The 18,499-nt window shown below is 65.6% G+C and carries 18 protein-coding genes; 5 read left to right on the top strand and 13 right to left on the bottom strand.

What is annotated here, in order from left to right; genetic code table 11:
- Positions 1–124: 124 nt before the first annotated feature.
- Both argF and ASE39_RS25405 read right to left on the bottom strand, forming a co-directional pair.
- Complete coding sequence (argF, locus tag ASE39_RS25410; RefSeq protein ID WP_057272941.1) at positions 125–1,054, bottom strand: ornithine carbamoyltransferase; 930 nt, start codon at positions 1,052–1,054, stop codon at positions 125–127.
- 19 nt (positions 1,055–1,073) lie between these two features.
- Positions 1,074–2,270 carry an aspartate aminotransferase family protein gene (locus ASE39_RS25405; protein ID WP_057272973.1) on the bottom strand — a complete coding sequence of 399 codons (1,197 nt, stop codon included), beginning with the start codon at positions 2,268–2,270 and terminating at the stop codon, positions 1,074–1,076.
- A 266-nt stretch (positions 2,271–2,536) separates the two neighbouring features.
- Here ASE39_RS25405 and ASE39_RS25400 point away from each other — a divergent pair, with 266 nt between their 5' ends.
- A complete protein-coding gene (locus tag ASE39_RS25400) occupies positions 2,537–2,860 on the top strand; it encodes a DUF3579 domain-containing protein (protein WP_010459200.1) in 324 nt (107 codons plus the stop codon).
- A gap of 271 nt (positions 2,861–3,131) precedes the next feature.
- On the opposite strand, the gene rpsT is transcribed toward ASE39_RS25400, so the two are convergent.
- Positions 3,132–3,434, bottom strand: coding sequence for a 30S ribosomal protein S20 (rpsT, locus tag ASE39_RS25395; RefSeq protein WP_010459202.1), 303 nt, complete (start codon positions 3,432–3,434; stop codon positions 3,132–3,134).
- A 199-nt stretch (positions 3,435–3,633) separates the two neighbouring features.
- On the opposite strand from rpsT, the gene murJ reads away from it, so the two are divergent.
- Both murJ and ASE39_RS25385 read left to right on the top strand, forming a co-directional pair.
- Positions 3,634–5,199 (top strand): murein biosynthesis integral membrane protein MurJ, encoded by a 1,566-nt coding sequence (murJ, locus tag ASE39_RS25390; protein ID WP_057272940.1) that lies wholly within the window; start codon positions 3,634–3,636, stop codon positions 5,197–5,199.
- An 82-nt stretch (positions 5,200–5,281) separates the two neighbouring features.
- Positions 5,282–6,124, top strand: a complete 843-nt coding sequence (locus ASE39_RS25385) for a transglutaminase-like domain-containing protein (protein WP_057272939.1) — start codon at positions 5,282–5,284, stop codon at positions 6,122–6,124.
- Here the strand turns inward: ASE39_RS25385 and ASE39_RS25380 are convergent.
- Entirely contained in the window at positions 6,121–6,969 is an 849-nt protein-coding gene (locus ASE39_RS25380) for a hypothetical protein (RefSeq protein ID WP_057272938.1), read from the bottom strand. The genes ASE39_RS25385 and ASE39_RS25380 overlap by 4 nt on opposite strands.
- Positions 6,970–7,042: 73 nt before the next feature.
- A complete protein-coding gene (locus tag ASE39_RS25375; RefSeq protein WP_057272937.1) occupies positions 7,043–8,089 on the bottom strand; it encodes a transporter in 1,047 nt (348 codons plus the stop codon).
- A 169-nt stretch (positions 8,090–8,258) separates the two neighbouring features.
- Here ASE39_RS25375 and ppk2 point away from each other — a divergent pair, with 169 nt between their 5' ends.
- A complete protein-coding gene (ppk2, locus tag ASE39_RS25370) occupies positions 8,259–9,173 on the top strand; it encodes a polyphosphate kinase 2 (RefSeq protein WP_010459211.1) in 915 nt (304 codons plus the stop codon).
- A gap of 149 nt (positions 9,174–9,322) precedes the next feature.
- Here the strand turns inward: ppk2 and ASE39_RS25365 are convergent, their stop codons facing one another.
- From ASE39_RS25365 to ASE39_RS25345, 5 genes are all read right to left on the bottom strand, one after another.
- On the bottom strand, positions 9,323–9,718 hold the full coding sequence (locus ASE39_RS25365) for a histidine kinase (RefSeq protein WP_057272936.1): 396 nt from the start codon (positions 9,716–9,718) through the stop codon (positions 9,323–9,325).
- A complete protein-coding gene (locus ASE39_RS25360; protein ID WP_057272935.1) occupies positions 9,715–10,221 on the bottom strand; it encodes a GAF domain-containing protein in 507 nt (168 codons plus the stop codon). Before ASE39_RS25360 ends, ASE39_RS25365 begins: the two co-directional genes overlap by 4 nt.
- A 69-nt stretch (positions 10,222–10,290) precedes the next feature.
- Positions 10,291–11,292 (bottom strand): helix-turn-helix domain-containing protein, encoded by a 1,002-nt coding sequence (locus ASE39_RS25355; protein ID WP_010459217.1) that lies wholly within the window; start codon positions 11,290–11,292, stop codon positions 10,291–10,293.
- A 124-nt stretch (positions 11,293–11,416) separates the two neighbouring features.
- Entirely contained in the window at positions 11,417–12,043 is a 627-nt protein-coding gene (locus ASE39_RS25350) for a DJ-1/PfpI family protein (protein WP_057272972.1), read from the bottom strand.
- A gap of 8 nt (positions 12,044–12,051) precedes the next feature.
- On the bottom strand, positions 12,052–12,612 hold the full coding sequence (locus ASE39_RS25345) for an isochorismatase family protein (RefSeq protein WP_057272934.1): 561 nt from the start codon (positions 12,610–12,612) through the stop codon (positions 12,052–12,054).
- A gap of 297 nt (positions 12,613–12,909) precedes the next feature.
- On the opposite strand from ASE39_RS25345, the gene ASE39_RS25340 reads away from it, so the two are divergent.
- The gene (locus ASE39_RS25340; RefSeq protein ID WP_057225364.1) at positions 12,910–14,016 is read left to right on the top strand and encodes a PHB depolymerase family esterase; all 1,107 of its coding nucleotides are present in this window, start codon (positions 12,910–12,912) and stop codon (positions 14,014–14,016) included.
- A 75-nt stretch (positions 14,017–14,091) separates the two neighbouring features.
- On the opposite strand, the gene ASE39_RS25335 is transcribed toward ASE39_RS25340, so the two are convergent.
- From ASE39_RS25335 to purM, 3 genes are all read right to left on the bottom strand, one after another.
- The gene (locus tag ASE39_RS25335) at positions 14,092–15,681 is read right to left on the bottom strand and encodes a methyl-accepting chemotaxis protein (protein WP_057272933.1); all 1,590 of its coding nucleotides are present in this window, start codon (positions 15,679–15,681) and stop codon (positions 14,092–14,094) included.
- A gap of 255 nt (positions 15,682–15,936) precedes the next feature.
- On the bottom strand, positions 15,937–17,016 hold the full coding sequence (locus ASE39_RS25330) for an AI-2E family transporter (RefSeq protein ID WP_010459228.1): 1,080 nt from the start codon (positions 17,014–17,016) through the stop codon (positions 15,937–15,939).
- A 77-nt stretch (positions 17,017–17,093) separates the two neighbouring features.
- Entirely contained in the window at positions 17,094–18,158 is a 1,065-nt protein-coding gene (gene purM / locus ASE39_RS25325) for a phosphoribosylformylglycinamidine cyclo-ligase (RefSeq protein ID WP_057225366.1), read from the bottom strand.
- Between the last annotated feature and the right edge of the window lie 341 nt (positions 18,159–18,499).

Here is an 18,499-nt window from a genome sequence, read left to right as displayed (position 1 = left end):
GCCTTCTGCACGTGCATGCGATTTTGGCTGCGGCACGCAGTCTGCGACTGCTTCACGTCCGCGCTGCGGACATGAGCCTGCGCCGAAACAGTCTGCTGGCGCTGTCGCGCCCCCGCATTGCATTTCATGCAACGCGGCCGAGCAGAAGGTACTCCATGAGTGCCTTCTGCACGTGCATCCTGTTTTCAGCCTCATCCCACACCACGGACTGCGGTCCGTCGATCACATCGGCCTCGACTTCCTCGCCACGGTGTGCAGGCAGGCAGTGCATGAACAATGCGTCGGGTTGGGCGGCGGCCATCATCTCGGCGTCCACACACCAGTCGGCAAACGCCTTCTTGCGCTCTTCGTTCTCGGCCTCGTAGCCCATGCTGGTCCACACGTCGGTGGTGACGAGGTCGGCGCCTTGGCAGGCTTCGAGCGGGTTGCTAAAAAATTGATAGCTGCTTGCGCTTATCCCGCCTGCGCCAACGGCCAATTTCTCATCAATTTCGTAGCCACGGGGCGTGCTCACATGCACCTTGAAGCCCAGCAGCGCAGCCGCCTGCAACCAGGTGTTGGCCATGTTGTTGCCGTCGCCCACCCAGGCCACTGTCTTGCCCTGGATGGAGCCGCGGTGCTCGATGAAGGTGAAGATGTCTGCCAGGATCTGGCAAGGGTGGTACTCGTTGGTCAGTCCGTTGATGACGGGCACGCGCGAGTTGGCGGCGAAGTTTTCGATCTTGCTCTGCTCATAGGTGCGGATCATCACCAGGTCCACCATGCGGCTGATGACCTTGGCGCTGTCTTCAATCGGTTCGGCGCGGCCCAGCTGGCTGTCGCCCGTGGTCAGGTGCACGACCGAGCCGCCCAACTGGTACATGCCGGCCTCAAAGCTCACGCGCGTGCGGGTGCTGGCTTTCTCGAAGATCATGGCCAGCGTGCGGTCCACCAGGGGGTGGTGCTTTTCGTAGGCCTTGAACTTCTTCTTGATGAGCGCGGCGCGCTCGAACAGGTAGGTGTATTCGTCGGCGGTGAGGTCGTTGAACTGCAGGTAATGTTTCAGCGTCGTCATGGCGGTGTTGCTTTGCTCTTCATTCAGCCAGTATGGCTTTGACCAGCGGGGTCAGTTTGGCGACGATCTCGTCGGCTTCGGCAGTGGTCAGGATCAGCGGGGGCACCAGGCGGATCACGCTGTCGGCTGTCACGGACAATAGCAGGCCCACTTCGGCCGCACGGCCAATCAGTGCGCCGCAGGGCTTGTTCAGCTCAATGCCGAGCATCAGGCCCTGGCCCCGGATCTCCTTCAGGCCGGGCAGGCTGCCCAGTTCGCGCTGCAGCGCGGCCCGCAGGTGGTCGCCCACCTTGGCCGCATTTTGCAGCAGGCCTTCTTCTTCCATGATGCGGATCGTCTCGACCCCTGCACGCATGGCCAGCGGGTTGCCGCCAAAGGTGGTGCCGTGGTTGCCGGGCTGCAGCACATTGGCGGCCTTGGGGCCGGCCACCACGGCGCCAATCGGCACGCCCGAGCCCAGGCCCTTGGCCAGTGGCATCACGTCGGGAACGATGCCTGCCCACTGGTGGGCAAACCATTTGCCGGTGCGGCCCACGCCACACTGCACTTCGTCGATCATCATGAGCCAGCCGCGCTCGTCGCACAGCTTGCGCAGCTGCTGCAGGTATTCGACCCGCATGGGGTTGATGCCGCCTTCGCCCTGAATCGTTTCGAAGAACACGGCCACCACATTGGGGTTGCCTTCGGTGGCCTTCTTGATCGCCTCGATATCGTTGAGCGGCACGCGCACAAAGCCTTCGACCAGCGGGCCGAAGCCACTGTAGATCTTGGGGTTGCCGGTGGCTGACATCGTGGCAATCGACCGGCCGTGGAAGGCCTTCTCATACACCACGATCTCGGGCTTGGCGATGCCCTTGTCCACACCGAACTTGCGTGCAATCTTCAGGGCGGCCTCGTTGGCCTCGAGGCCCGAGTTGCAGAAAAACACGTTGCTCATGCCCGACAGCTCCACCAGCTTGGCCGCCAGTTGCTCCTGCAGGGGCACGTGGTAGTAGTTGGAGGTGTGGATCAGATTGGTGATCTGGTCTTGCAGTGCGGGCACCAGCTTCGGGTGGTTGTGCCCCAGCGTGTTCACGGCGATGCCACCCAGGCCATCGAGGTATTCTTTGCCGTTGACGTCCCAGACTCGGCAGCCTTGCCCACGGGCCAGCGCAATGGGTACGCGGCCATAGGTGTTCATCACGTGGGGCGAAGCTGCCGGGGTGGTAGCGGTCATGCAGAAATCTCCAGACGGTGCGGTGATGGGTTGGCTGGTGGCCATAAACCCGGAAAAACGAAGCACGATTCTAGGGGGAGCACGGTGAATGGCTGTTGACGATTGCGCATTACTGCAATGCGGGCCAAACCCTGAATTTCGGTGTCTATCTATGGCCTGGCACGGGGATTAGGGAGCTAGCTCTTATATAAGAGTTAGAATGTCGCGCTGCGGTGCAGCATGCAGTGATCCTGTGTCTGGCGCGCTCATTACCACTCCACTCCCCGATGGTTTCCCCCTCCTCCAAAGAAGTCTTCATTCAGGGCATCACCCACGACGGGAAAACCTTTCGGCCCAGCGACTGGGCCGAGCGTCTGGCCGGGGTGATGAGCAGTTTCCGCCCGGGTGGCGCGCGCCCTGGCAGCCATCTGAGCTATTCGCCCTGGTGCATTCCCACCACGCTCAATGGCGTGAAATGTGTGGTGGTGCACCGCGACCTGCAGGGCCATGAGCCCATGGCCTGGGACTTCGTCATCAACTTCGCGCGCGACAACAACCTGCAGGTGGCCGAAGCTTGCCTTCTGCCCGATCTCCCGTCCGTCAAGCCCTGATCTGGCCTGTGACCTGGCAGCTTGTGGCTGAAGGGCGTCTTTTTCGGCCCGCGCGCTCTCTATCCTTTCTCGGATTTCAATATTGGGTGGCCTGAAGCCGTGCCCTCATATGCGCCGCCCCTGCTGGCTTGGCGCTTCTTTCCCGTCCAGAAACGAAAAAACCGCCCGAAGGCGGTTTAATTCGTTTTTTTGCTGGCAGCGCACCCGTTACAAACGGCGAACGGCACATACCGTTCGGGCTGTTTGCCTGCCGGGGCAGGCGGTGGGTTGGTTAGGCGGCTGCCAGTGCCAGGGCTTTCACCTTGGCAGACAGGCGGCTCTTGTCGCGAGCAGCCTTGTTCTTGTGGAAGATGCCCTTGTCAGCCACGGTGTCCACCACGGCTTGCATCTTGGCGAACAGTTCGGTCGCCTTGGTCTTGTCGCCGGACAGAACAGCCTTTTCGACGTTCTTGACAGCGGTACGGTATTTGGAGCGCAGCGAGGTGTTCGCAGCGTTGAGCTTGATGTCCTGACGGACGCGCTTGCGGCCCGACGCCAGGCGCGGGTTCTTCTTCTTTGGTTTAGCGGATGCCATGATTTAGTTCCTTGGGTCTGTGGATGATGCCAGCAAAGCCCGCGATTATAGCCCAAGGCAGTTTGTTCATCGCCGCGGTGTTCACAACCGGCGCAGCGCCATCGCGAGCCCACCCGTCGGACTGGCCCTGCCTGGCCGCTGGGCGCGTCCTCCTCCGGGGGAAGACGCGAAGCGACTCAGGGGGAATACACTCCCTGCGGTGTCACTGTTCAAAGCCGCCTCTACCGTTTCCCTTCTGACCTTTGTCTCCCGCATCACCGGGCTGGTGCGAGAGCTGCTTATGGCCTCGGTTTTCGGGGTCAGTGCGATGACGGATGCGTTCAACGTAGCGTTCCGCATCCCCAATCTGTTCCGCCGAGTCCTGGGCGAAGGCGCCTTCAGCCAGGCCTTTGTTCCGGTGCTGTCTGCCACCCGCGCCCAGGAGGGCGACGAGGGGGCCCGTGCACTGATCAACCATGTAGGCACCTTGCTCGCGTGGACGCTGGTGCTGCTGTGTATTGCCGGTGTGCTGGGCGCTCCCTGGATGGTGTGGGGCATGGCCAGCGGGCTCAAGCAGTCGCCCCAGGGTTTTGACGCTGCCGTAACGATGACGCGCTGGATGTTTCCCTACATCGGCTTCATGTCGCTGGTGGCGCTGGCGGGGGGCATTCTCAATACCTGGAAGAAGTTTGCGGTACCGGCGGCGTCGCCCGTGCTGCTCAACATCGCCCTGATCCTGTCCATCACGGTGGGCGCACCCTGGTTTTCCCGCCATGGCATCGAGCCCATCTACGCCCAGGCGGCGGGGGTGATGCTGGGTGGCTTGCTGCAACTGGCCATCCAGGTGCCTGCGCTGGTGCGCCTGGGGCTGCTGCCGCGCATTGGGGTGCGCTGGGCGGCCATTCGTGCCGCCTGGGCCGACCCCACCACGCGCAAGGTGGCGCGCCTGATGCTGCCCGCGCTGCTGGGGGTGAGCGTGGCGCAGATATCGCTGCTGATCAATACCCAGATTGCCTCGCACCTCGCCACCGGCAGCGTGAGTTGGATCACCTACGCAGACCGTCTGATGGAGCTGCCGACCGCGCTGCTGGGCGTCGCACTGGGGGTGGTGCTGATGCCGCAGCTGGCCAGCGCCCGCGCCAAGCAGGACGACGAAAGGTACTCGGCCATGCTTGACTGGGGGCTGCGCCTGGTGGTGCTGTTGTCAGTGCCCTGCATGGTGGCCTTGCTGGTCTTTTCAGAGCCGCTGGTGGCGGTGCTGTACCACTATGGCGCGTTTGGTGACGAAGACGTGCGGAAGACCACCCTGGCCCTGACGGGTTATGGCGTGGGCCTGGTGGGCATTGTGGCCATCAAGGTGCTGGCGCCCGGTTTCTATGCCAAACATGACATGCGCACCCCCATGCTCATTGCGGTGGCGGTGCTGGTGTTGACCCAGTTGATGAACCTGGTGCTGGTGCGTTATCTGCAGCATGCCGCCCTGACATTGACCATCGGCATTGGCGCACTTATCAATGCCGGTTGGCTGTTGATCGGTCTGCTGCGGCGCGGCAGCTACCGGCCTCTGCCAGGCTGGGGCAAGTTCGCCCTGCAGGTGATCGCTGCGAGCGCCTTGCTGGCGGTGCTGCTGGTATGGGGTGCGCAGCACTTCGATTGGGTGGAAATGAAGGGGCAAACCCTTCGGCGAATAGGGTTGCTGGCGGCGCTCATGGCTGCTGCTGCCGTGGTGTACTTTGGCGCGCTGTGGGCAGCCGGGCTCAAGCTGCGCCAGCTGTTGCGGCGCTGATTCCAGCGAAGGCCGCAAATGCCCTGTCAAGAGGGGCTTTCTGTCGCTTGACGCCATCCGGCGGGGCACTTACAACTCCACCATGTCCCTGAGCTATTCCGTACCCACCTCGCTGGAGTACTTTGCATCGCTGGTGCAAAGCGATGACCACTTCCCGCTGCTGGAGGCTGCAGCCAGCCTGGCGCAAGACGAATACCCCGAGCTCGACATGCAGCAATTGCTGGGTGATATGGACCAGCTGCTCGCGCGCATCAAGCGCCGCCTGCCTGCCGATGCCCCGGCGCTGCAGCGCTTGCGCACGCTCAACCAGTTCTTCTTTGCCGACCTGGGCTTTGGCGGCAACATCAACAATTACTACGACCCCGAAAACAGCTACCTCAACGCTGTGCTGCGCACGCGCCGGGGCATCCCGATTTCGCTGGCCGTGTTGTGGATGGAGCTGGCCCAGGGACTGGGCCTGCATGCGCGGGGCATTGCATTCCCTGGGCACTTCATGGTCAAGGTGCTGCTGCCCAAAGGACAGGTGGTGCTGGACCCGATCTCGGGCCAATCCCTCAGCCGCGAAGAGCTGGCCGAGCGGCTGGAACCCTACAAGCGCCGCAACGGCCTGGTGGACGACTACGATGTGCCGCTGGGCCTGTACCTGCAGGCCGCCACGCCGCGCGACATCATCGCGCGCATGCTGCGCAACCTGAAAGAGGTGCATCGCACGCAGCAGGACTGGCAGCGCCTGATCACCGTGCTTGACCGGCTCATCGTGCTGCTGCCTGACGCCTGGGGCGAGCGGCGTGACCGGGGACTGGCCCATGCCGAGCGCGGCAACACCCTCGAAGCGATGGCCGACCTGGAAGCCTATCTGGCCCATGCGGAAGACGGGCTGGACATCGATCTGATTGCCGACCGCCTCAACGCACTGCGCAGCTAGAACGGCGCACTGCTCGCCGGCTGGTCGGCTTGTAGCTGCGCCAGTTGCTGGCGCAGTTCGGTGTTTTCGGCGGTGAGTTCTGCCACGCGGTGGCGCAGGGCCTGCAACTCGTCGGTAGTTCCCTCGGCGCTGGTGCCTGCCTCTGCTGCGGGGCTTTCTTCGGAAGGTGCTTCGTCGCGCGGCTTGCGCTTGTTGAGTTCGCGCACGCGCTTGGCAGCCTGCTTGAGTTCGTCCTTGCCCGCAACGACGGCCGCCACCTGCTCTTCGGCGGGCAGCGTGGCCACGGCGGCGGCGGCGTTGATGGAGATGGTGCCGGACTTCACGGCCGCCACCAGTTCGGGGGCGGCCTGCTTCTGGATTTTTTCGATCATCACCACCTGGCTGCTGCTCAGGCGTGCGGCCTTGGCAATGGCCTCGCGGCTGTTCAGTGGATCGGGTGCGGGCAGGGCGGCGGTTGCCTCGGGAGTGTCAGGGGCTGCGGTGGCTGCTTCGGCCTCTGGGGACGTCGCTGCGCGGGCCTTGCGGTCGGCCATGATCTCGCGCTTGCGCAGGGCCAGTACGCCGCGCTGGAAGTCCGACACACTGCGGCGCCCCAGATGCTGGTCGATCATCCACAGGTGCACGTCTTCCATGGACTGAAAGCGCGGGTTTTGCACGGTCTGGAAGGGCAGGCTGTGCTTTTGGCAGATGCCATAGCGGTTGTGCCCATCCACCAGCACGTCGCCCCACAGCACCAGCGCGTCGCGGCAACCTTCGGCCAGGATGCTGCGCTCCAGCGCCTCATGCTCGTCGGGGGTCAGGGGTTCGATGTAGGCTTTGAGTTCTTCGTTGACGACGATGTTCATGGCAGAGGAGGCAATCGGGAGCGGGCAAGGGGCGCGATTGTAGAGGGCTCCGTCAGCGCCCGGAGCCAGGCTCCTATGAGTCCCCCGTGCCCCGCAAGGCCAGCCAGCCCGCCACCGCCGTGAAGGCCGCCACCACGGCCACGATGATCCAGAAGCCATGCCCGTTGTCGGCCAGCGGCACGCCGCCGACGTTCATGCCGAACAGCCCCGCAAGGATGTTGATGGGGAGGGCCAGCACGGTCACAACCGTCAGCACAAACAGGCTGCGGCTGTTCGCCTCCTGCACGCTGGCAGCGATTTCTTCCTGCAGCAGCTTGATGCGCTCCTGCAGGCCCTGCATGTCGCGCAGTACCACCGAGAACTCTTCAGTCGAATCGCGCAGCTCTTGCGCATCGTCTGCGCCCATCCAGGCAGGCGGGTGCTGCAGCAGGCGGAACAGCGCCGCCGGCTCGGGCGCCAGCAGCCGCTGCAGGCGCACCAGCAGGCGCCGCAGCACGCCGAGCCGCGCGCGTTTGTGGTCCAGCCGGCCAGCCAGCAGCGCGTCCTCCACATCGTCGATGCGCTGGGTCACGCCGCGCACGATGTCCACCAGGCCCGAGGCCTGCGTGCGCATCAGCTCGGCCAGCAGGGCCACGCTGGAGCAGGGCGCGTTGCCGCTGCGCACCGCCGTGCGCAGTGCGTCCACCGAGCGCAGCGGGCGGGTGCGCCCCGTCACCATCAGGTGCGGCGCCACGCTGGTCCACAGGGTCGCAATGTCCGAAGGCTCGAACGCAAAATCAAAGTGTGCGTCGTTGAGCACGGCAATCAGCGTGTCGTCGTCGCGCTCGATGCGGGTGGACACCGAGCGGTCCTTGAGCGCATCAAAAAAGGCTTCGGGCAGGTCGGCATGCCGCTCCATCCAGCGCACGGCCTGGGCGTGGCTCAGGTTGAAGTGCAGCCACAGGAAGGTGCCTTGTGGTGGCGGCGTACGGTGGCCGCTGGCCGTGCCATGGGGGTGTAGGCCCGCCAACCACTGTGCGGCCTGCACGGTATCGACTTCGTGTGGCGCGGTGCCTGCGCCCAGCAGGTAGCCGCAGATCAGCCCGGCGGCATCTCCGCCGTAGTTCAGGTGGGTGTTCACGGCGGGAAAGGGGCGGACGGGAGTGGACAAACAACAGCGGGCACGGCTGCATGGTGCGGCGCGGGCGTGACAACCCCGTGACAGATCACGCCGGTGTCACAACACTGTCACCGGCCGGCCCCACGATGGCGCATCTGTCTGTCTCTTTGCCCGCTCGGATCTGTTGCCCATGTTTCACCAGAACACCCTTGATACCCAGGACTTGATGCAACGCATCGCCAACGACCTGATCGACAGCTATGACGAAGAGCTGGAGCTGGAGATCGAGGACCGCGATGTCGATGACCTCGGAGCGTTGCAGTCCACGGACAAGCTGGCACGCCAGCTCTACTTCAAGGAGCTGTTTCGCCTGCAGGGCGAACTCGTCAAGCTGCAGGACTGGGTGCAGCACAGCCGCCAGAAGGTGGTGATCCTGTTCGAGGGGCGCGACGCCGCCGGCAAGGGCGGCGTGATCAAGCGCATCACCCAGCGCCTGAACCCCCGCGTGGCCCGCGTGGCTGCGCTGCCAGCACCCAATGACCGCGAGCGCACGCAGTGGTACTTCCAGCGCTACGTGGCGCACCTGCCCGCCGCTGGCGAGATGGTGCTGTTTGACCGCAGCTGGTACAACCGCGCGGGTGTGGAGCGCGTGATGGGCTTTTGCACCGACGACGAATACGAAGAGTTCTTCCGCACCGTGCCCGAGTTTGAAAAGATGCTCGTGCGTTCGGGCATCACACTCGTCAAATACTGGTTCTCCATCACCGACGAAGAGCAGCACCTGCGCTTTCTGGGCCGCATCCACGACCCGCTCAAGCAGTGGAAGCTCAGCCCCATGGACCTGGAAAGCCGCGTGCGCTGGGAAGCCTATACCAAGGCCAAGGAAACCATGCTGGAGCGCACCCACATCCCCGAGGCGCCCTGGTGGGTGGTGCAGGCGGTGGACAAGAAAAAGGCGCGCCTCAATTGCATCGCCCACCTGCTGTCGCAACTGCCCTACCAGGATGTGCCCCACCCGGCGGTGGTGCTGCCGGACCGGGTGCGCAACCCTGAGTATTTGCGCCAACCCGTGCCCGCGCCGATGTATGTGCCTGAGATGTACTGAGCGCGCTTTGCGCAGGGTGGCTGGTGCAAGACGCCTGATGCCGCCGCCGGTGCTGCCCGCGCCACGCAGCTCAGTAGTTCCATTGCTATTTTTTGAATAGCAGGTAGCGCTTGTCCATCAAGCGCTAGCGGCCAAAAAGGCCTGAATTTCTACGTCTGGGCCGAGCCCTTGAGCATCTCGATGGTCGAGATCACGTCCCGCACCTTGAAGGGCTTGAGCAACACGCGCCGCACCTGCAACGCCTTCATCTGCACGGCGGTCGATGCATCGACCTGGGTCGTGGTCACCGCCACGGGCACTTGGGCGTCCACTGCGAACTGGGCGCTGCGCACCTGTTCGAGCAGTGCCACGGCTTCGGGAGCTTCGTCCAGCGAGACGATGACGCCCGAGAAGTCCTTGGCCGCGAGTTGCTGCTGCGCGTTGCGCACCGTGCCCACCTGGCGCACTGCAGGCAGGTTCAACTGGCGCGCCGTGGCCACGATGATGCTGCCGGTGAGCGAGCTGGGCTCCACGAGAAGAATGTCCAATGGGGATGCGCTGCTCATCGTGCGGGCTCCCCGTGGGCGCGGCGCACCAGCTCCTCCACCGCCAGGTCGCGCAGGGACGCGAGGATGGCCAGGTCGATCGCGTCCAGCTGGCGCGGTGTGCGGTCGATGAGGCACAGCGTGCCGATGTTCTCTCCGCCCGGCATCTTCAGTGGTGCGCCGGCGTAGAACTGGATGTGGGGATCGCCGGTGACCAGCGGGTTGTCGGCAAAGCGGTCGTCCAGCGCCACATCGGGCACCACCAGCGTGTCGTCCTGCAGGATGGCGTGGCCGCAAAACGAGATGCCACGTGCGGTCTCGCACACATCCAGCCCGTGGCGCGACTTGAACCATTGCCGCTGCTCGTCGATGAGCGACAGCAGCACGATGGGCATGTCGAACTCCTGCGCGGCAAATGCCGTGAGCCGGTCAAAACGCTCCTCGGGAGGGGTGTCCAGTATCAGCAACTGGCGCAGGGCCTGCAGGCGGTCGTCCTCATTGGCGGGGCGAGGGGGCTCTTTCATGGCGGTATGGGGCAGTCGCGATGGACATTGATTATGGGCCGTGGGCGTGAAATGCGCGCTTGCGGACGCTCAGTGCGTGTGCCCTCGGAAGGTGCCCTGCGACGGCGTGCCGCCGCGCCCGAACTGGTGCCAGGCGCGCCGCAGCTGAGTGTCCGAGCTGAAGCCTGCCATCAGCGCCGCCTGCGTCACGTTCTGGCCAGACCGCAGCGCGGCCTCGGCCGTGGCCAGGCGGATGCGGCGCAGGTACTGCAGCGGCGCAATGCCCGCGTGCTCCAGAAACAGCCGCGTGAGGTGCCGGGGCGAAGTGTGGGCCACCTCGGCCATCTGCGGCACGCTCCAGTCGGCCTGCGGCTGCTGGCCCACGGCGTCCTGCACACGGTGCAGGGCGGGGTGCAGGTGGTTGCGGTGGTGCAGAAAGGGGGAAAACTCGGGGTCGTTGGGTCCCCGGCGCAGCGCCACCACCATGGACTGCGCGACCTGGGCCGCCAGCGCGGGGCCGCAGGTGTCGGAGAGACGGTGCAGCAGCAGGTCGATGCCCGTGGTCACGCCCGCGCTGCTGTACACGGCGCCATCGGCCACAAACACGCGGTTGGCCACCACGTCGCAGCGCGGGTCCACGGCAGCCAGTTCATCCAGGTGCTGGTGGTGGGTGGTGGCGCGGCGGCCCGTCAGCAGGCCCGCATGGGCGGCCAGCACCGACCCGGCGCACACCGTGATCAGGTCCAGCTGCCCCGCCACGGGCCGCAGCCCGCGCAGCCAGTGCAGCAGGGCGCGCGCCTCTTCGCCTTCCACGTCGATGTGTTGTCCCGCCAGCCCCACCAGCACCACCCACGCGGGTGAGGGCAAGGTGGCGGGCAGCGGCTCCAGCCCTGTCAGCACGGCGCCCACCGAAGACACGGATTGGGGAGTGGGGCTCACGAAGTGCTGCACAAACCGCGCGGGCTGGCCCTGGTTGACCAGGGTCTGGTTGGCAATGCGCAGCGCCTCGGCCGGGCCCGCCCAGTCCAGCACCAGGCTGCCCGGTAGCAAAGCAAAGTACACGTGGATGGGCTGGGGCAGTGTGTTGGACATCACTTGTTCCTGTTGACCCGTCATAAAACTGGCGCAACCGAGGCCAGTGCCACCGTGGAACGGGCTTTGCCAGTCCACGGGCGGCGTCCCCCTCGGGGGGGTGACGCGCAGCGGCACAGGGGGGTCAAGGCTTGTTGTTCCACGGGGTATCCATCTGGCGGGCGGTGCGCTCGGACAGCGCGGCGCCGACGAGGCGCGTGACCAGGTGCAGGCTCATGTCGATGCCGGCGCTGATGCCCGCGGACGTGACCAGCGCACCCCGGTCCACCCAGCGCACATTCTCCCGCACGTCGAGCGCAGGAAACTGAGCGCGCAGGTCGGCAATGTCCTCCCAGTGCGTGGTGGCGGGCCCCTCGGTGAGGACACCTGCCGCCGCCAAAATAAAGGCGCCCGTGCACACCGAGGCTGTGATCTGCGCACCGCCCGCCGCCTGGGCAACCCACGCGCGGGTGCTTTGGCAGGCAGCGGCGGCATCGACCACACCACCCGGCACGATGAGCACATCGGGCGTGGCGGCGGTGGCAAAGTCCGCATCGGGCAACACGCGCAGGCCCGCGCGGGCGCGCACCGAGGCCATGCTGCGGGCCACGCACTGCACCCCAAACGGTGCGGGCGCGCCGGGGTACAGGCGCTGGTGCATGCGGCTGGCAGTGGTGAAGACTTCGTAGGGGCCGCCCAGGTCCAGGGCCTCCACTTCGTCGAAGAACAGGATGGAGATCTGCAGGGGGTGGGGTGCGGAGAAGGTGTTCATGGCCGGGCTCATGCTGCGGCCCGGTCGATGGCCTGCTGAACCGTGCTCAGGGTGGCAAACCGGCCCTGCAGCACGGTGGCGGTGCGGGTCTTGATGTCTGCGGCCGCCAGCGTCTGGCCGTCGGGTTGCTCCATGTCCCAGGTCAGGGTTGCGTCGGTGACGTAGTCCACCTCCCAGCCCAGGTCGGAGGCGTGGCGGGTGGTGGTCTCGCAGCACTGCTCGGTGCGGATGCCACTCACGATCAGGCGCTGGACGCCGTGTTGTGTCAGCCACACGTCCAGCCCCGTGCCCACCAGCGCGCTGTGGCGAGATTTGGTGAAGGTGGCGGCTGCCTCGAAGTCCACCAGGCCCTCCAGCGCCCGCACATGGCCCGACGCGACAGAGAAAGCGTTCTCGGGCACAGCCGGGCCTTCTGCATGGAACACCCGCACCACGGGCACGCCGCGTGCCACACAGCCTTCGATCAGCGCGTTCTGGGCACGCAGATAGGCCGGCAGATCCTGGGCTGTGAAATAGGGGCGGTGGCGGAAGGATTCCTGGACGTCAATCACAATCAGACAGGTTTTCATGGTGAACTCGAAGGCGGGTTGAAATGAAGGTTGAATCTTCTCAGCGCAACCAGATGGCGTCCCGTCTCCTGGAGACAAGCTTCGATCAATTTAGGCCATATTGGAGGGGGTAGTCTGCCCGCTGCCTTCGGTATGCTGGGCGGGTGGGGCATTCTTTGAGATAAAAACAATCTCTGGCGCTTATCCTGTAATGGATTATTGCTATAAATATGGTAGCAATGTGCAATTGTTCGCCATAAGCTGTTATGGTGACTAGGGTTTTCCCTTAACTCCTTGCCCGTCCTGCCCCAAACACCCATGCCCCGCCGTTCCCGTCTGTTTTCGATGTCAGCGCTGACGCGGGCGTACCAGCGCAACCTGAAGGCGTTTGCACGGGCGACGCGGGCGGTGCAGCCCGTGCGCGCCAAGGCGCCGGCAAAGCTGCGGGTGGTGGCTGCCCAAAAACCGTCCAGCACGCGAACCCCTCGCCCCGCCCGCAAGCCGGTGCCGGCCAGCGGCAAATGGCTGGCGGGCATTGCACCAGGGCCTGCGGGCGCGCGGCGGTTTCAGCTGTACACCCCGCCCGGCCTGGCGTTGGCGGTGGATGAGAAGCTGCCCCTCCTGGTCATGCTGCACGGCTGCGGCCAGACCGGACGGGACCTGGCCGCCGTGTCGCGCATGAACCGGCTCGCCGCGCGTGAGCGCTTTCTGGTGCTCTACCCCGAGCAGGAACGCATGGCCAACGCGCATGGCTGCTGGAACTGGTTCGAACGCCGCAGTGGCAAGGCCGAGGCTGAAGCCGCCACGCTGCTGGCCGCCGTGGACCAGCTCGCACGCCGCCACCCGGTGGATCTTTCTCGCGTGGCCGTGGCGGGCCTGTCGGCGGGTGGCAGCATGGCCGTGCTGATGGCGGCGCTCTACCCCGACCGGTTTTGCGCCGTGGCCATGCATTCGGGTGTGGCTCCGGGCACGGCCGAGTCCGCGGCCACCGCCATCGCCGCCATGCATGGGCGGCGTGATGCCCATCTGCCTGACGCCCTGGCGGCCGGGGCACCTGTCGAATCGGTTGCCGCTGTGGGCGGAAAAAGTCCGACGGGCAGCCTGCTGCCGCCGTTGCTGGTGCTGCATGGCGACGCGGATGGTGTGGTGTCGGTGCGCAATGCGGCCGCCACGGCACAGTTGTGGGCACAGGCGCTGGGTGCGCGGGCGGGCGCCATCCGCACCTTGCAGCGCGGGCAGCGCCACGCCATGCGGGTGACCGAGTTCCGGGCGCGTGGCCGAACGGTTGTGGCGTTGCGCGAAGTGGTCGGGCTGGCCCATGCCTGGAGCGGTGGTGCCGCGCAGCTGTCGTACAGCGATCCCCAGGGGCCCGATGCCTCGGCACTGGTCTGGGCCTTTGTAGCCCGCCAGTTCAAAGAAAAATAGCCATCAGATCAGGCACTGCCGCTTTTCTGTAGGGCATTTTCTGCTATCAAATATGCAGTAAATGGTCTGAGCGGCTCAGGTCAGCCGGGGCTGGCGCCTGTCGGCCAATGGTTCTGCGTGTGCACCCGCCTGCAGTTGAAAGGCGGCCACCACTTCCTTGAGTTGATGGGCCTGCTGCTGCAAGGCGGCGGCGGCGGCGGTGGCCTGCTCGACCAAGGCCGCGTTTTGCTGCGTGCCCTGGTCCATTTGCGAGACGGCTTCGTTGATTTGCTCGATGCCATCGGTCTGCTCGCGGCTGGCCTGGCTGATCTCCTCGATCACGGCCGACACGCGCAGCACGCTGTCCACCACGTTCTGCATGGTGGCCCCGGCCTCTTGCGCCAGCTGTGCGCCCGCCTTCACCTGCTCGGCCGAATGGCCGATAAGCGCCTTGATTTCTTTGGCCGCCTCGGACGAGCGCTGCGCGAGGCTGCGCACCTCGGTGGCCACCACCGCAAAGCCCCGCCCCTGTTCGCCGGCCCGGGCGGCTTCCACCGCCGCGTTGAGCGCGAGGATGTTGGTCTGGAACGCGATGCCCTCGATGACGCCCGTGATGTCGGACACCTTGCGCGAAGACGCGTCGATCGAGCCCATGGTCTGCACGACTTTCTCGACCACCGCGCCCCCCTTGCGGGCGACGTCCGAGGCGGTCTGGGCCAGCACGCTGGCCTGGCGGGCGTTGTCGGCGTTCTGCTTCACGTTGGAGGTCATCTCTTCCATGGACGCAGCGGTCTGCTCCAGCGCGCTGGCCTGGGATTCGGTGCGGGCAGACAGGTCGTGGTTGCCCGCGGCGATCTGTTGCGACGCGCTGGCAATGTGTTCGGTGCCGTCGCGCACCCGCTGCACGATGCGGTGCAGGCTGTCGCGCATGGACTGCATGTCCAGCATGAGGCTGGAACTGTCGCCCGCACGCGTGGCGACTGCCACCGACAGATCCCCTTCAGAGATGCTGCGGGCAATGCTGCGCGCGTAGCCGGGCTCGCCGCCCAGCTGGCGCAGCAGGTTGCGCGATATGAGGGTGCCCAGTACCAGCAGGGCGGCCCCCAGCAGTAGGGCCAGCACGCCGAACCGCAGTGCCCGCTGCCAGATGGCGGTGTTGACGGTGTCGATGTAGACGCCCGAACCGATCACCCAGCCCCAGGGGGCAAAGCCTTTGACGTAGGAGGTTTTCTCCACCGGCGTGTCGCTGCCGGCCTTGGGCCACAGGTAGGGCACGAAGCCCGCGCCGCTGGCCTGCACAGTGCGCACGAACTCGACAAACAGCTGCTTGCCGTTGGGGTCCTTGTTGGCCGTGAGGTCTTGTCCGTTGAGCTCGGGGCGGATCGGGTGCATCACCATGCGGGGGTGCATGTCGTTGATCCAGACATATTCGTTGCCGCTGTAGCGCACCGCCTGAATGGCCGCCGCCGCGCGCTTGCGGGCTTCGTCATCGGGCATGCCACCCTTGGTGCTGAGGTCGTGGAAGTGTGTGGCAATGCCATGGGCGGATTCCACGACCTGGCGCACGCCCGTCTGGCGCTCCTCCAGGATCAACTGGCGCTCGGACAGCAGGAACCACGCGGTCAGGACGGCGATGCCGAGGAGGGCGCTCAGCACCAGAAGTGCCAGTTTTCGTGCAATGGTCATGGGGAGCCCCTGAAAAAAGTGGAGACCAGGCGCTGTCGCCGTCCGGCGAGTGGGCGCGGCATCAAGAATCTGTTCAAAGAGCAGGGTAGCCCCGGAGTGCTGGCTTTCAGCATGGCGATAACCCGCACTGGCCTTGCACGGGAAAGTCCCTGCAGGGGGCATGGCGGGCACATGGCCCTCGGTGAGCCGCTGGGCTCAGAGGGGAGGGAGGGGCCAGGCTGCTGCGGCTGCAGTGCCCGGCGGGAGGCGGGGCCACTATACGAGCCGCGACGCCACCAGTTCCTTCTTGAGGTAGGCGTAGAACAGCGGCGCCGCCACCAGCCCGGCGGGGCCAAAGACGGCCTCTGCCACGAACATCACACTCAGAAGCTCCCACACGCCCATCTGCGTGCGGCGCCCCACCACCTTGGCGTTGATCACGTATTCGGCCTTGTGGATCAGGATCAGGAAGCCCAGGCATGCCGCAGCCGCCAGCGGCGACACTGACAGGCCGACGATCGTGATCACCACGTTGCACACCAGATTGCCCACGATGGGCACCAGCCCCGCCACAAAGGTGAAGGTGATGAGCACAGGCGTGTAAGGCAGTTGCAGGCCCCACAGCGGCAGCACAAACAGCAGGAACAGCGCGGTCAGCAGCGTGTTGAACGCTGCAATCCAGAACTGCGCTGCCACGATCTGGCGGAACGCCTCGCCAAACAGCGTGATGCGCAGCTTGAGCTGCTGGGCCAGCGGGCCGCGCGCCAGCACTGGCGGCCGCACGGCAGCCAGGGCGCCAATCAGCAGGCCCACATAGGCAAACAGCACCCCCGCCAGCCAGGCACGCCCCGCCATGGCCAGGGCCCCCGCCTTGGCGCCCAGGTAGTTGGCGATGATGCGCTGAATATCGGCTACGCCCTCCGGCAGGTGCGAGGCCACATCGGCGGGCAGCTTCAGGCGCAGCTCCAGCACCGTGCGTGCCATGTAGGTGAGCAGTTCCTGGTATTGCTGCGGCGCACTGACCAGGTAGCCGCGCGAGTGGGTGAGGCCCGCCGCCAGCAGCGCCAGCGGCAGCAGCATCACCAGGCCCGCCGCCGTCACCTGCGCCACGCGCAGGCTGGTGGCGGAGGGGGTGGGTTGCCGCTGGATGCGGCCCAGCCCCTGGGCAAACCAGCCGGTGAGGGCGCGGGTGAGCAGGAAGCCCAGGCATACACACAACAGGCCGGGTAACAGGCCGCGCCACATCACCAGCAGCAGCACAGCAGCCATCAGCACGTAACTGGCTGCCACGATGCCCAGGTTCAGGGCGCGGGGCGGTAGCGTGGTGGGGTGTTGGTCAGTCACGGCGCTGCACATCACCTGCATGGCTCGACACTGGCGCGGCCGAGTCCGGCGGGAAGCCGCGAAGCGGCTCAGGGGGGTGTTGCTTCACCTCAGGCCACGACCACGGCCACACCGTCGCCGCGTGCGGCGATGGTGCCGATGGCGTACACCTGCTCGCCCGCGGCGCGCAGCGTGGCGGCCGTGGCTTCTGCGGCGGCAGCATCCACCACCACCACCATGCCGATACCGTTGTTGAAGGTGCGGTTCATCTCGATGTCGTCGATACCGGCCGTCTTCTGCAGCCAGGCGAACAGCTCGGTCTGGGGCCAGCTGCCCTTGGCCAGGTGGGCGGCGGTGCCGTCGGGCAGCACGCGGGGGATGTTCTCCAACAGGCCGCCGCCGGTGATGTGGGCCAGGGCCTTGATGCCGCCGGCATCCTGCGTATGCGGGTGGGCAGCCAGTGCGGCCAGCACGTTCTTCACGTACAGGCGGGTGGGCTCCATGATGGCCTGCTTGAAGGGCTTGCCGTCCAGCGTGGCCGGGGCGGTGGCGCCTGCACGCTCGATGCACTTGCGCACCAAGCTGAAGCCATTGGAGTGCACGCCGTGGCTGGCCAGGCCCAGCACCACGTCGCCGGGCTTCACGTCCTGGCCAGTCAGGATCTTGGCCTTTTCGACCGCACCCACGGCAAAGCCGGCCAGATCGTATTCGCCTGCGGGGTACATGCCGGGCATCTCGGCGGTTTCGCCGCCGATCAGGGCACAGCCGGACAGCTCGCAGCCCTTGGCAATGCCGCCGATCACGGCCGCCGCAGTGTCCACATCGAGCTTGCCGCAGGCGAAGTAGTCGAGGAAGAACAGAGGCTCGGCGCCCTGCACCAGCACGTCGTTCACGCTCATGGCCACCAGGTCGATGCCCACGGTGTCGTGCATGTTCCATTCGAACGCCAGCTTGAGCTTGGTGCCCACGCCATCGGTGCCAGACACCAACACGGGCTCCTTGTAGCGCTTGGGCACCTCGAACAGGGCGCCGAAGCCGCCGATGCCCGCCAGCACGCCTTCGCGCATGGTCTTCTTGGCCAGCGGCTTGATGCGCTCGATCAGCGCGTCGCCCGCGTCGATGTCAACGCCGGCGTCTTTGTAGGAGATGGGGGTGGAGGAGGCAGAGGAGCTCATGGAAGGGGCTTTGGTGCTGGTAGACCCGCCGGGCGGGCTGGAATCCGGGGATTTTAAGGGGCACCGCCCGGGCGGGCTTTCTCAGCCCTGTCTGGGCGGGGGCTTTGGAGCCGCAACCGGGGCGGGGCACCAACTCGCACACAGCGGCCATCGAATGCGGCGAGGGCTGGTCACAAGGCCGGGCGTGACATCCATGGCTGCACTTTTTATCGCTGCTCAACTAATAAGTTCACTCATCAAACTATGTCGGGTTTGCCCGGATGTGTGCACCCGTACGATCCTTTCATAATTAGTTCGTCGTCCGCACTATGTCGGGTTGAAGTCGTTGCCTGGCACCGGAA

It is taken from the genome of Acidovorax sp. Root267, assembly GCF_001429215.1.
GTDB lineage: Bacteria > Pseudomonadota > Gammaproteobacteria > Burkholderiales > Burkholderiaceae_C > Acidovorax > Acidovorax radicis.
Note: the sequence above shows the minus strand (reverse complement) of the source record. Positions and strands in the feature narration are given on the sequence as shown.

Excerpts from the sequence above, each read along its gene's own strand:
- argF (WP_057272941.1), bottom strand. The coding sequence starts at position 1,054 with ATGACGACGCTGAAACATTACCTGCAGTTCAACGACCTCACCGCCGAC.
- ASE39_RS25405 (WP_057272973.1), bottom strand. The coding sequence starts at position 2,270 with ATGACCGCTACCACCCCGGCAGCTTCGCCCCACGTGATGAACACCTAT.
- ASE39_RS25400 (WP_010459200.1), top strand. The coding sequence starts at position 2,537 with ATGGTTTCCCCCTCCTCCAAAGAAGTCTTCATTCAGGGCATCACCCAC.
- rpsT (WP_010459202.1), bottom strand. The coding sequence starts at position 3,434 with ATGGCATCCGCTAAACCAAAGAAGAAGAACCCGCGCCTGGCGTCGGGC.
- ASE39_RS25385 (WP_057272939.1), top strand. The coding sequence starts at position 5,282 with ATGTCCCTGAGCTATTCCGTACCCACCTCGCTGGAGTACTTTGCATCG.
- ASE39_RS25380 (WP_057272938.1), bottom strand. The coding sequence starts at position 6,969 with ATGAACATCGTCGTCAACGAAGAACTCAAAGCCTACATCGAACCCCTG.
- ppk2 (WP_010459211.1), top strand. The coding sequence starts at position 8,259 with ATGTTTCACCAGAACACCCTTGATACCCAGGACTTGATGCAACGCATC.
- ASE39_RS25365 (WP_057272936.1), bottom strand. The coding sequence starts at position 9,718 with ATGAGCAGCGCATCCCCATTGGACATTCTTCTCGTGGAGCCCAGCTCG.
- ASE39_RS25360 (WP_057272935.1), bottom strand. The coding sequence starts at position 10,221 with ATGAAAGAGCCCCCTCGCCCCGCCAATGAGGACGACCGCCTGCAGGCC.
- ASE39_RS25355 (WP_010459217.1), bottom strand. The coding sequence starts at position 11,292 with ATGTCCAACACACTGCCCCAGCCCATCCACGTGTACTTTGCTTTGCTA.
- ASE39_RS25350 (WP_057272972.1), bottom strand. The coding sequence starts at position 12,043 with ATGAACACCTTCTCCGCACCCCACCCCCTGCAGATCTCCATCCTGTTC.
- ASE39_RS25345 (WP_057272934.1), bottom strand. The coding sequence starts at position 12,612 with ATGAAAACCTGTCTGATTGTGATTGACGTCCAGGAATCCTTCCGCCAC.
- ASE39_RS25340 (WP_057225364.1), top strand. The coding sequence starts at position 12,910 with ATGCCCCGCCGTTCCCGTCTGTTTTCGATGTCAGCGCTGACGCGGGCG.
- ASE39_RS25335 (WP_057272933.1), bottom strand. The coding sequence starts at position 15,681 with ATGACCATTGCACGAAAACTGGCACTTCTGGTGCTGAGCGCCCTCCTC.
- ASE39_RS25330 (WP_010459228.1), bottom strand. The coding sequence starts at position 17,016 with ATGTGCAGCGCCGTGACTGACCAACACCCCACCACGCTACCGCCCCGC.
- purM (WP_057225366.1), bottom strand. The coding sequence starts at position 18,158 with ATGAGCTCCTCTGCCTCCTCCACCCCCATCTCCTACAAAGACGCCGGC.